This is a genomic window from Kitasatospora sp. NPDC036755, from assembly GCF_040636595.1.
Lineage (GTDB): Bacteria > Actinomycetota > Actinomycetes > Streptomycetales > Streptomycetaceae > Kitasatospora.
In genome coordinates, this window is sequence record NZ_JBEZUT010000294.1 from 1 (window position 1) to 10812 (window position 10812).

15 protein-coding genes and 1 pseudogene are annotated in these 10812 nt (G+C 69.2%); 10 read left to right on the plus strand and 6 right to left on the minus strand.

Going from position 1 to position 10812, the window contains the following annotated elements:
- Positions 1-300: 300 nt before the first annotated feature.
- The 3 genes from AB0E96_RS31900 to AB0E96_RS31910 form a co-directional block, all read right to left on the minus strand.
- Positions 301-987 carry a WbqC family protein gene (locus AB0E96_RS31900; RefSeq protein WP_359829279.1) on the minus strand — a complete coding sequence of 229 codons (687 nt, stop codon included), beginning with the start codon at positions 985-987 and terminating at the stop codon, positions 301-303.
- Positions 988-1009: 22 nt separating this feature from the next.
- On the minus strand, positions 1010-1627 hold the full coding sequence (locus AB0E96_RS31905; RefSeq protein WP_359829280.1) for a YdcF family protein: 618 nt from the start codon (positions 1625-1627) through the stop codon (positions 1010-1012).
- A 64-nt stretch (positions 1628-1691) separates the two neighbouring features.
- Entirely contained in the window at positions 1692-2777 is a 1086-nt protein-coding gene (locus tag AB0E96_RS31910) for a hypothetical protein (RefSeq protein ID WP_359829266.1), read from the minus strand.
- Between the two features lie 156 nt (positions 2778-2933).
- Between AB0E96_RS31910 and AB0E96_RS31915 the strand changes: the two genes are divergently transcribed.
- The 9 genes from AB0E96_RS31915 to AB0E96_RS31955 all read left to right on the plus strand — a co-directional run bounded on the left by AB0E96_RS31915 (position 2934) and on the right by AB0E96_RS31955 (position 7274).
- On the plus strand, positions 2934-3254 hold the full coding sequence (locus AB0E96_RS31915; RefSeq protein ID WP_359829267.1) for a hypothetical protein: 321 nt from the start codon (positions 2934-2936) through the stop codon (positions 3252-3254).
- Positions 3255-3377: 123 nt separating this feature from the next.
- Complete coding sequence (locus AB0E96_RS31920; protein WP_359829268.1) at positions 3378-4061, plus strand: ATP-binding protein; 684 nt, start codon at positions 3378-3380, stop codon at positions 4059-4061.
- Positions 4058-4300, plus strand: coding sequence for a hypothetical protein (locus AB0E96_RS31925; RefSeq protein WP_359829269.1), 243 nt, complete (start codon positions 4058-4060; stop codon positions 4298-4300). Before AB0E96_RS31920 ends, AB0E96_RS31925 begins: the two co-directional genes overlap by 4 nt.
- 75 nt (positions 4301-4375) lie before the next feature.
- Entirely contained in the window at positions 4376-5011 is a 636-nt protein-coding gene (locus AB0E96_RS31930; protein WP_359829270.1) for a hypothetical protein, read from the plus strand.
- 27 nt (positions 5012-5038) lie between these two features.
- Entirely contained in the window at positions 5039-5470 is a 432-nt protein-coding gene (locus tag AB0E96_RS31935; RefSeq protein WP_359829271.1) for an AAA family ATPase, read from the plus strand.
- A 21-nt stretch (positions 5471-5491) separates the two neighbouring features.
- Positions 5492-5647: a hypothetical protein gene (locus AB0E96_RS31940; protein WP_359829272.1), complete on the plus strand. Its 156-nt coding sequence runs from the start codon at positions 5492-5494 to the stop codon at positions 5645-5647.
- Complete coding sequence (locus tag AB0E96_RS31945; RefSeq protein WP_359829273.1) at positions 5634-6167, plus strand: class IV adenylate cyclase; 534 nt, start codon at positions 5634-5636, stop codon at positions 6165-6167. The genes AB0E96_RS31940 and AB0E96_RS31945 overlap by 14 nt, the downstream gene beginning before the upstream one ends.
- 73 nt (positions 6168-6240) lie before the next feature.
- On the plus strand, positions 6241-6552 hold the full coding sequence (locus AB0E96_RS31950; protein WP_359829274.1) for a hypothetical protein: 312 nt from the start codon (positions 6241-6243) through the stop codon (positions 6550-6552).
- Positions 6553-6560: 8 nt separating this feature from the next.
- Positions 6561-7274, plus strand: coding sequence for a hypothetical protein (locus tag AB0E96_RS31955; RefSeq protein WP_359829275.1), 714 nt, complete (start codon positions 6561-6563; stop codon positions 7272-7274).
- A 48-nt stretch (positions 7275-7322) separates the two neighbouring features.
- On the opposite strand, the gene AB0E96_RS31960 is transcribed toward AB0E96_RS31955, so the two are convergent.
- The 3 genes and pseudogenes from AB0E96_RS31960 to AB0E96_RS31970 form a co-directional block, all read right to left on the minus strand.
- A complete protein-coding gene (locus AB0E96_RS31960; protein WP_359829276.1) occupies positions 7323-7673 on the minus strand; it encodes a transcriptional regulator in 351 nt (116 codons plus the stop codon).
- A 140-nt stretch (positions 7674-7813) separates the two neighbouring features.
- The gene (locus AB0E96_RS31965; protein WP_359829277.1) at positions 7814-8611 is read right to left on the minus strand and encodes a hypothetical protein; all 798 of its coding nucleotides are present in this window, start codon (positions 8609-8611) and stop codon (positions 7814-7816) included.
- 155 nt (positions 8612-8766) lie between these two features.
- Positions 8767-9269: pseudogene (locus AB0E96_RS31970) on the minus strand (5'-3' exonuclease H3TH domain-containing protein); the annotation flags it as partial.
- A 49-nt stretch (positions 9270-9318) separates the two neighbouring features.
- Between AB0E96_RS31970 and AB0E96_RS31975 the strand changes: the two are divergent.
- The coding region (locus AB0E96_RS31975) for a recombinase family protein (protein WP_359829278.1) at positions 9319-10812 on the plus strand (1494 nt) is incomplete at its 3' end.

Genomic DNA, 10812 nt, shown 5'->3' on the forward strand with positions numbered 1-10812 from the left:
CCCCCCCCCCCACCCCCCACCCCCCACCCCCCGCGCGGCTTCGGCTTCGCCTCGCCGCCTGGGCTTCGACGACATTGCGTAGGAAGTCGACCCAGCCGACTTCCTACGCAGAAGAAATGCCCCTGCCCCCGCCGATGGCAGGGGCAGGGGCAGGGGCTTTCCGATGACGGAAGCGACACCGGGTTGGTGAGGGGTGCGTAGGAAGTCGATACGGTCAACTTCCCGTGGAGAAGAGGAACTCGACTGCCACGCTGAACCCCGGCGCCCTCGCTCCACCCGAGCGAGGGCGCCGAACACCTCTCATGCCATTTCGAGGGCCGCTTTCACCTTGTCGGGCCCGTGCACCATCAGGCTGTGCACTGCGCTGACCTGCCGGGCACCGGCCCACACGCCCGTGCTCGGTACGCCGAAGTGTCGCAGCTCGACCCGTCCAGCCGCGAACAGGTCCGGCTCGACGTACCTGCTGCCGCCTGTGCCGCACAGGTACGTATCCGCGCCGACTGCCTGACACAGGTCCACGAGGCGCTGCGTCCGCCCGGAATCGGCGGACAGGGTGCTGCTGCGCACCGTCGCTCCTGACCAGCCGAGGACATGGAGAAGTAGCAGGGTGGATGCTTCGGCGATCTCCGCCGTCCGGTCGGTACTCCTGAAGAGCGTCAGGAGCCTCGGCAGGTCAGCCGCCAACCGAGGCCAGAAGGGACTGACCCCGTAATGCCGGCGGAGGACGTGTTCCACCCGGCGGATGCTGCGCGGGGCGTCGACGGTGCGGGCGTCGCGGATCAGTGTCGATCTTCCGTCCGGCAGGTGCGTGGGGACGGACAGCCACCGGGCCGGGCCAGTGCCGTCGACCGGCCCCATCCTGGCCCGGTGCTGGTAGTCACGGCGGCTGAACTGGACATCGTCGAGGACCACCCAGACGTCCGCGGCGGCCAGCTTCGCCACGGTGGACAATCGGGGGAGGAAGTTGGGTTGGTGGACAGCGCACACCAGCCCGGAGGGCGGCGCCGCGTCAGTTGAGGGTCTTGCTGTCGAATCCGTCGGCCAGAAGCCGCTGGTACGCATCATGAACCGTCTCCGGAACCTCCTGGGCAACGGCGAACCCGCGCCTCGGGTACTCGATCACCCGCTGGAGGTCGCCCACGAGGCTGTCGATCACGAGCTTGTCGTCGCCGATGCTTTTCACGTAGTCGTTCAGGCCCATCGGGGTCGAGGCGCACACCACCTCGGCCTCCGGCCACACCTTGCGGCACGTCGCGAACGCCCGGCGCTCCATGTACGGCATGGTCACGAGCAGCACCGACCGTGCCTCGATGTCGGCGGCCTCCAGAACGTCACGGGAGAACTGGATGTTCTGCCCGGTGTTGCGGGCGCGGGGCTCCTGGTGGATCGCATGCTCGGGGACCCCGAGGGCGATGGCGTGCTCGGTGAAGTGCACGGCCTCACCTCGGGGGAAGAGCTCCGGCCGGGACGGGTTCGGCCCGCCCGTGAACACGATCCTCCGCACCAGGCCGTCCAGGTACAGGGCTGCCGTCTCGGCCGCCACTCCGAGGTCGTGGCAGCCCAGACCGATCGCCACATCGCACGGCCGTCGCTCGTGCCCCATCTGGTGGTATTCCCAGATCAGCATGGCGTCCGCCCACTGTCGGTCGGTGATCTCGCGCTGCTGAGTGTCCGCCACGTTCTTCTCCTGCTCACTGAAGGCACCGTTCCCGCTGGAATCCGGACCAGATGCCTCGGATGCTCCTCCGCTGGTGGGTCATACCGTACTTGTCCGCCATCACCTCGGCCCTTTCCAGCAGGGCGAGCCCCTCCCCGGCAGTCGCGCGGTCGGTCAGCAGAATGTGCCCGTGCGCGGTGGTCAGCCGGACGTCCTGCATCGGTGCCGAACCGTTGGTGTTCGTCCTCGCCACCTCGATCAACCGGACCGCCTCCCCGAGATTCCCTGCACCGCGGTACGCGAGCGCAAGCTTTTGGTTGCCTGTCGCCCAGTCGTCCAACTCACCCAGGTTCTCGAACGCCCGGATCGCCGACTCGGCGATACCGATGGCCTGTTCGTGTGAGCCCTGCTTGTCGAGCGAGGTTCCCACCCACAGGGCCGCCCGAGTCCGATCCCGTGCGCTGAGGCGAACGTCACCGGAAAGGTCCGAGTATCGATCCGCCGCAGCCGAGAGCTGTCCGGACATCTCAGTCACCACGGCCAACGCCAGGTCCAACTGAGCTGTCCGCCTGGGGATGTCGAGCTGGGTGTACAACAATCGGGCCTTGGCGTACGAGGCCGACGCCGACAGCGGGCCGAGCAGTGCACCCTGATCACGGCGGAGGTCGCCCACCAAGGCCGTCGAGCGGGCCAACAAATAGATGCCGCGGTCGTCGAGTTCGACCGTCGGCCAGCGTGACCGCCAACGTTCCAGCAGGACTCCCGCTGATGCGAACTCCTGCCGGGACGCCGCCAGAACCGCCCTCTCGATGTCCTCCGCCCACGACTCGTACTCCCATGCCCGCGGCCCGGCCTGGATCTCTGCAAGCACCGGAGCGCCGACCTGTTGCGCCACCAGTGCCTCGAATCGCATACGAGCATCGGGATCGCACTGGCGCAGCACTGTGTCGAAGATCGCCTGGGTGTCCGGCCTCGGCCTGGTACTCACCCCCAGCTTCTCCCAGTTCGACACCGCGCGGACCGACATGCCCAACTGCGCTGCCCAGTCCCGGACGGACTTGCGGCACGCCAGCCGCAGAGCCCTCGCTTCGAGCCCGGTCCACACGATCACTGCCGCCATTGCCATACCTCCGCTCCGGGGTGCCATCGAAGCACCGCAGGTCGTGGTGGTGCGGCGAAACTGCCACGGAACTGCCACGGCACGCGATTCCGCGACGACGGAGCCTCCCGCAGTCTGGAAGCCGACAACCCCGCTGACCGGAAGGAACCGTCCAGCATGCTCACCGAGCAACTATCGGTCCCACCGCCCGTCGTCATTGGGCTGCTCCGCACAGCGGTCGCTGCGGGGCTACCTCGTCGGCGAGCTCTGACCGGGGTCCTCGACGCCTTCTGCGAGCGGCAGGAACTCCACCTCGTCGATGTGATCACCGATGAGGGTGCCGAGCCGGACGCCCTCATCGTCGGCATCGAAGAGCAGCGCGATGTGTACGCCGTCGTGTTGCCCACGATCGCGCACCTCGGCGACCAGGCTGCCGCCGACAGACGGCGCAAGCACCTTGAGGACGTCGGCATACGCCTCTTGGTCACTCGGACCTAGAAAACTGCCCCTCCCGGCCCCTGGTGCGGCGAGTCTCCGCTAACACGCGATGACTGACCATCACTCGCCACCCCCGCCAATGGTCCGGGACCGCCTCCCCACGTCCAGCCCGGAGGAACAGCCATGCACCGCGTCCTGGAGATCAGTGCCACGGTCACCACCGCGTCCCTCGGCGCGATCCGCAACCTGTTGTCCGAGGAGGTCGTGAGAGCCGGCATCGTCCTCGACGAGTCCCGGGCGTACGCGCTCCGCGTGTGTTCGTCGGAGTTCGTCGACAACGCGATCAAGCACGCCACCGGTCAAGGCCCTGACCGTGAAGCCGTGTTGTTGATCGAAGTGGGCGTCGACTGGGAGCGCGGCCGCTTGCGGACCACAGTGACGGACCCGAGCATGGTCGAACCGGCGATGAACAGCAGCGTCGACGACCTCGACGCGACCTGTGGCCGCGGACTGGTGGTCGTCGACGGCTACGCGGACGACATCGGATGGCACCAGCGGATCGACCTCCAGGGACGGCCCACCGGCTGGTCCGTCTGGTTCGAACTCGACGTGGAACCGGCGACCTTCGGCCAGGCCACCGCCGCTGAGGCGGAAGTGCAGCCGAAGACCGTCGTGCGGCCCCCCGAGCCTTGCCTGATGGTCGGCCCCGGGCAGGCACCCGGGAATACGCCGAGGCCGAACCGGCCGGCTCAACGGCCTGGGGAACGCACCGTCGTGCCGACGGCCGCGAGCCGACGTCTCCACGGGCCGGGCCGGGCCGCCACTCCCGTTCACCCTTCCACTCCGTACCCGAGGATTGCGCCGTGAGCGTCGGAACGCGTACCGGAACGCTGCTCAAGACCATCAGCCCCGCCCGCAGACTGGACATCGCGGCCTCCTACGAGGCCCTGACGCAGGCCTGCGTGGCCACCGGCGACGACCCCGCGAAAGCCGAGCTACTCAGCGACAGCCCGAACCACCTGTGGTCGCTCGGCTCGCGCTCGTGCGCACTCGCCATCGTGCACCCCGACGTGGACGAGGCCTGGGCGCTCATCAAGGGCGCGTAGTTCCTCCGGGAACGCCGGCTCCCCGCCACCTCCGCCTATTACACCGACGTCCGCGCGGCCACCGACGGCCGGGCCGTGACCTACTGGCAGAACCCCGGGAAGTCGAGCACCGACACCTCCCTGTCCGCGTGGGTGACCGCCCTCACCCACCGCATCGACCCCGGGGCGGCCCCGTGGCTGCGAGAGCACGACCCGTTCGCCCACCTGCTGGACGGCCTGGACGACGCGCCGCTGGACGAGTCCGCCCGCCGGTTCCTGCGCGAACGCGCCGCCCAACTGCGCGAGGAGTGGGACTACCTCGACTGGCCGACCCCGGACACCGTCGTCCTCGGCGCCCTCGGCATGGCTCCGTGTCACGACGACGGCACCTACGTCCGACTCCTGCTGCGCCGCCCGCTCCGACGCGGCCACCGCGAGTGGGACCTCGTCGCCGCCCGCTGGCGCTCCGAACTGCTCACCGGCCCGCGTCAGGACCACCGGACCTACACCGACACCTACCTCTCCTATGAGCGGGAGGGCCGGCTCCCGGACCACCCCTACATCGGCGCCTGGTCCGGCTACCAGGTCGTACGCGACATCGTCGTCCTCACCACGGTGCTGAACACGGTCCGCCGCGCCCACCTCGATGCCGGCATCCGCCAGGAGGCCGCTCACCGCATCGCGTGCCTGCGGGGCGCCCACCCGGTCCCGTGGAACTGGGGTCCGCGATGAAAGTCCGAACCAGGAAACGGAGTTCACATGGACGTGACCCGAGGCTTCTTCATCACCATCGACGGTCTCAGCGCGAGCGGGAAGACCACGGTCGCCCCGCTGGTCGCGGTCCTCGTTGACGGCGTCCACCTCACGGACGACACGTTGCCGACCTTCCCCCGCATGCGTGCGGAGGTGGACGCCGTCGGCATCCTGGCGGCGCGGTTTCACTGGTGGATGATGGCCAATCACGTCAAGTCCGAGACCGCTCGTGCGGTTGTCAGGGCGGGCCGGACCGTGGTGGTCGAGTCCTACTTCCCGCGCACCATCGCCACGCACAGGGCAATGGGTCACGTCTGCGCGCCGGAGTACCCGGAGGGAGTCCTCGTCCCGCACGTGCCGATTCTGCTGGAGGTGGACGAACGCGTCCGCCAGGAGCGGCTTCGCCGGCGGGAGGAGCTGCGAACACTGAGCTCCTGACCCCGGCGGGAGGAGCCGAACGTGGCCGAAAGCTCCCGTGTGTACCGGGCGTTCGGACTGCTGCGCGTCGACGGCACCGACCGCACGCCTGCCGAGGTGGCTCGCAGCATCGCCGATACCGTGCGCTCGTATGCCCGCACCGCATCGAGGAAGGCAATTCCCCATGACTGCAACTGAGTTCGAAGCGAAGATCCTCGACGTCGATCCGGAGGAGATCCGCGTTCTCCTCGCCGAGGCCGGGGCCTCGCACGTGGTCGACCGCTTCCAGCGCCGCTACGTCTACGACATCCCCGGCCGGCCGGGAGCGTGGGTCCGGCTGCGTGACACGGGCACCGACGTCACCCTGTGCGTGAAGGAGATCCACTCCGACGCGATCGACGGCGTGACCGAAACGGAGACGACCGTCGGCGACTTCGAGGCCACGAACATGCTTCTCGGCAAGCTCGACTACCGGCCGAAGGCGTACCAGGAGAACCGCCGGTCCTCCTGGACGCTGGGCGGTGCAGCCGTCGAGATCGACCACTGGCCGCTGATCCCCCCGTACGTGGAGATCGAGGGCGTCAGTGCCGAGCACGTCCACGCGACCGCCCTCGCGCTCAAGCTCCCCTTGGAGGAGCTGACGAGCGAGAACACCACCAAGGTCTACCGCCGGTACGGGATCGACATCGAAGCGATTCCCCGGCTCACGTTCGAGTGACAGGAGACGAGCCTTGTCAGCTACCCACCGTCCGGCGATCAGGGTCGTCCGGGACAGGACCATCCGCATCAAGGTGATCGACGACTGCGGGTTGGCCTGCACGTTCTGCCACAACGAGGGAACGCCGGTCACCGCCGACAACCGGGGCCGCACCGAACTGCCTTTCGTCGCGGGCCCGGGCAGGACCGGGCGCGTGTCGATCTACAGCGAGACGAACGGGGTCGGCTTCCTTGCCGCGAGGATGGCCCCGGACGTGTCCTTCCGGCGAGCGGTGCGAACCGTGGCGAGGGCGTTCGATGCCGATGAGGCCCACCTTACGGGCGGGGAACCCACCCTTCACACGGAGGTGCCCGCGCTGGTCGCGGCGCTCACCGGCATGGGTTGAGCGTCGGGATGACCAGCAACGGGGAACGCGGCCGGCAGGTGACGGCGGAGTGCTCCGCGGCCGGACTCGGCCGAGTCAACGTGTCGGTCTTCGGCACGACCGCCGCAGAACTCCGGGTCGTGCAGGCCGAGCGCTTCAGGACGCCGGGTCTGGCCGAGGCGAAGATCCGGGCGGCGGAGCAGACCATCCGTGCCCCCGTCTCCAACGGCGTGAAGGTCTCCGTGAACATCGTCGTCCCCGGAATGGCCCACGTCGGCCGGGTCGTCAACCTGGTCGAGTCGTACGGCCAGTTCGCGGACGTGCGGATGCTCACCAGCATCCAGGACGGGCCGGAGTCGGTCGCGGCGATCTCCGAAGTGCTGGCCCGGGTCGGCGCGGAGCCGGTGCTCCGGACGTTTACCGCCGGGACCTCCGACGAGCGCACCCTCTACCGGGCGCTCGGCAGCCGGGCGGTGTACGTCAAGCGGCTGCTGCCCGTGCGGCTCCCCGACACCTGCGCGTCGTGCCGGTTCAACAACGACACGGACTGCGAGGAGGGCTACTACGGCATCCGCCTGTACCTCACCGATCAGGGGGAATACATGGCGGGCGTCTGCATCCAGCGGATGGACCTCTGCGTGCCTGTGGCCGAGTTGCCGAAGAGCGGGATCGTGGAGGAGGTACTGGCCTTCAAGGACGCCGAAGTCCGGAGGCTGACGCGCGAGTACGGCGCCGCTGCCTGAGCTGCGGCAGGAGCCGACCGCGCGTAGGAAGTCGGCCCGGCCGACTTCCTACGCCGGGGCGTGGCCCGGGCCGGTGGCGTCGAGGCGGCGGACGAGTTCGCGCAGGGCGCGGAGTTCGCGGTCGAGGGCTTCGACGCCGTGGGGGGTGAGGGTGACCCAGGTGCGGGGTCGGCGGCCGACGTAGCCCTTGGTGACGGCGACTAGGCCGGTTTCCTCCAGGACCTTGAGGTGGCGGGAGAGGTTGCCGTCGGTGGCGCCCAACTGTTCCTTGAGGAAGCCGAACTCGACCCGGTCGGCCTCGCGGGCGATCGCCAGGATGCCGAGCCGGACCCGTTGGTGGACGGTGTCGTCCAGGGCCAGGGTCGGGTGCTGCTCCTCGGCTTCGTCCGCGGCGCTCATCGGGGACCTCCATGGATACCCCCGGCTTCAGCCGGGGGAGGAAACGGATCTCCTGCGGAGCAGGGCAACACCGCCGCGCTCACGCGCAGCGGCTCAGCCGTGAGGCTGAGGGGAATCCCCTCCTTCAGGAGGGGAGGATGTCAAGAGGTGACCGTACGGGATGCCGCCCCCGGCCTGCGGTGGGCCGCCGCCCACTGCGCCAGCCCGGCGGCCAGCAGGACCGCCGCCAGCAGCAGGGCCTTCGGCTGCGGGCCGTCGGCCCAGCCGTCGTCGCCCCGGTCGAGCCACGGCAGCCAGCCGCTCTCCCAGGGTGCCGCGAGGTAGGCGGTGAGCAGTGCCGTGTGGACGAGCCCGGCGGTGGTCACCAGGGGGCTGTGCTCGGTCAGCCCGAGGACGATCAGGCCGATGCCGACCGCGTACCAGGGCGAGGTGTAGGTGTTCGCGAGCACCGACAGGGCGAAGGGCACGCGGGGTGCGAACAGCAGGGCGAGCAGGACGGCGGTGAGCAGGATGCCGACGCCGGCCGCGGTGCCGAGCCAGCCGAGGCGGCGCGGGACGATCCCGCGGGCCTCGCCGCGCCGCCGGTACCAGCGGGCGAGGGCCAGCCAGGCGAGCGGGAGCAGCGCGTACCAGACGCCCCAGGCCAGGAAGCGGAGCACGGCTCCGTCGAAGTCGCCGGTCCGGCACGTGCCGTCCAGTGCGTGCGGCACGCAGAGGTCGATGAGTTCCGAGTAGGCGAAGGACGGGTACGAGGGGACGAATCGTCCGTTGGCGCCGAAGTTGTAGGCCTGGCCGGAGATCGGCACGGCGGCCAGGGCGAGCAGGCCGAACCCGAGCAGCGGCACCCCCGAGCCGCGCAGCCGGGTCCGGGCCCGGGCCCGGAGCCCTTCCGTCTCGGCGAGGAGTTCGGCCGGGTCGTCCCGGTGCGTTGTCGTCATGATCCACCCCTTGTCACGCGCATACGCTTTGCTGTGCCATGAACTTTGCATCGCAAAGTGAGCTGCGGTCAAGGGCACTTGGGGCCGACGGCCACGCGAACGCCGAGGGCCCGCCCGTTCCGGCAGGAACGGGCGGGCCCTTCGGTGTGCGGCCGTCAGCGGGTGGCGAGGGCCTCCAGGACGCGGTCCAGCGAGGTGCCCAGGCCCCAGCGGGCGGAGAGCTCCTCCAGGGTCATCGGGTAGAGCGGCTCGCGGGGGAGGGCGGGGTCGAAGGCGGGGAGGGGGCGTCGTCGGCGACGCGGACGACCTTGGGGGCGACGTCGAGGTAGGCGGCGCCTTCGACGATGTTGCGGCGGCGGGCCGGGGTGAGCTTGGAGCCGAGGTCGAGGGCGGCGGCGCGGATGGCCGCGAGGTCGCCGTACTCGTTGATCAGCTGGGCGGCGGTCTTCTCGCCGATGCCCTTGACGCCGGGCAGGCCGTCCGACGGGTCCCCGCGCAGGGCGGCCATGTCGGCGTACTGGGCGCCGCGGACGCCGTACTTCTCCTGCAGCAGCGCGTCGTCGGTGACCTGGAGGTTGCCCATGCCCTTGACCGGGTAGAGCACGGTGATCCCCCGGGCGTCGTCGACCAGCTGGAAGAGGTCGCGGTCGCGGGAGACAGAAGTTTGCCAACACGCGAGACCGGGCCTGACCTGCGAGGATTTGGACATGCTCAGAGCCGTTGTCGGTGCACGCGTCAGCGTGGTCAAGGGGGCCGAGAAGGTCTCCCACCTGGTGCAGAAGGAAGCCGGCCAACGCTACGCCGACCGGTCGGGCTGGGAGGTCGTCGGCTACTTCCAGGATCTGGACGTGTCGGCCGAGGTCCGTCCGTTCGACCGTCCCGACCTCGGCCCGTGGCTGGGGGAGAAGGCAAGCCTGTGGGACGCGATGATCTTCTCGAAGGTGGACCGCGTCTTCCGGTCGGCGAAGGACTGCGCGGACGTGGCGCACTGGGCGGAGGCCAACCGCAAGATCCTCGTCTTCTCGGACGACGGCATCGTCCTGAACTTCCGCGATGAGGGCAAGGACTCGATGTCGGCGATGATGAGCAAGGTCTTCCTGATGCTCGCCTCGCTCTTCGCGGAGATGGAGCTCAAGCGGACGAGGGACCGGGTCCTCGGTGCGCACCGATTCCTGCGGAAGACGGTGCGCTGGCCGGGCGGATATGCGCCCTACGGCTATGAGGTGGTGGATCACCCGGAAGGCGGAAAGACCCTCAGCCTGGAGCCGCACACGGCGGGGGTGGCGCGCGAGATGGCCGAGTGGTACATCGCTGGCTGGTCGTTCCGTGAAATCGCCGGGGAGCTGAATCGTCGCAACGAGCCGACGAACCTGGTGCGCCATCTGAGGGCCCAAGGGAAGACCGAGACCTCGAAGGGGAAGAGCGTCGACGGGATCGAGTGGGCCACCAGCGTCGTCGCCGACCTGCTCAGGACCCCGTCGCTGCGTGGGTACAAACTCCACCGTGGCAAGGAGACCCGCGGTGCCGACGGGCTGCCGATCAAGATTGCCGACCCGGTCTTCGATCGAGAGCTGTGGGCCAGACTGGAGCCCGCGCTCGCGGCCAGATCCACGAAGAAGACGCGGACCTTCTCCACGTCAGCGTTGCTCGGCATTGCCTTCTGCGACGCGTGCAACGGGCCGCTCTATCAGAAGAACGCTCCGAAGAAGTCGAGCGGAAAGGTCTACAGCTACTACCACTGCCCGAGCGGGAGCGCGAAGGGGAGGGCGAATTGCGGAACGTCTCAGCCCTCCCAGCAACTGGAAGACCTGATCGAGGAGACCTTCATCGCAAAGGTCGGCGACAAGCACGTTCCAGTGCGCCGGTACATCCCGGGGGAGGACCACTCGGAGGATCTGGCCGTGGTCAAGCGGGCGATCAAGGGCCTTCGCGAGGAGAAGGACGAAGGCCTGATCGTCGGTCGCGAGGACGAGGACGAGTGGAAGGAACGCATGCGGGCGCTGCTCCACCGGCGAGAGGAGCTCGAAGCCCTGCCGCAGCGGCCGGCGCAGTGGATTCTGGAGGACTCCGACGAAACGTACGCGACGGCTTGGCAGGCCCGGGACACCGCAGGGCGTCGGCAGCTTCTCCTGGACAGCGGAATCAGGCTGATAGTCAAGCCCGGACCTGCTCTCCAAGCCCGGGTCGAGGTCCCGGAGGAC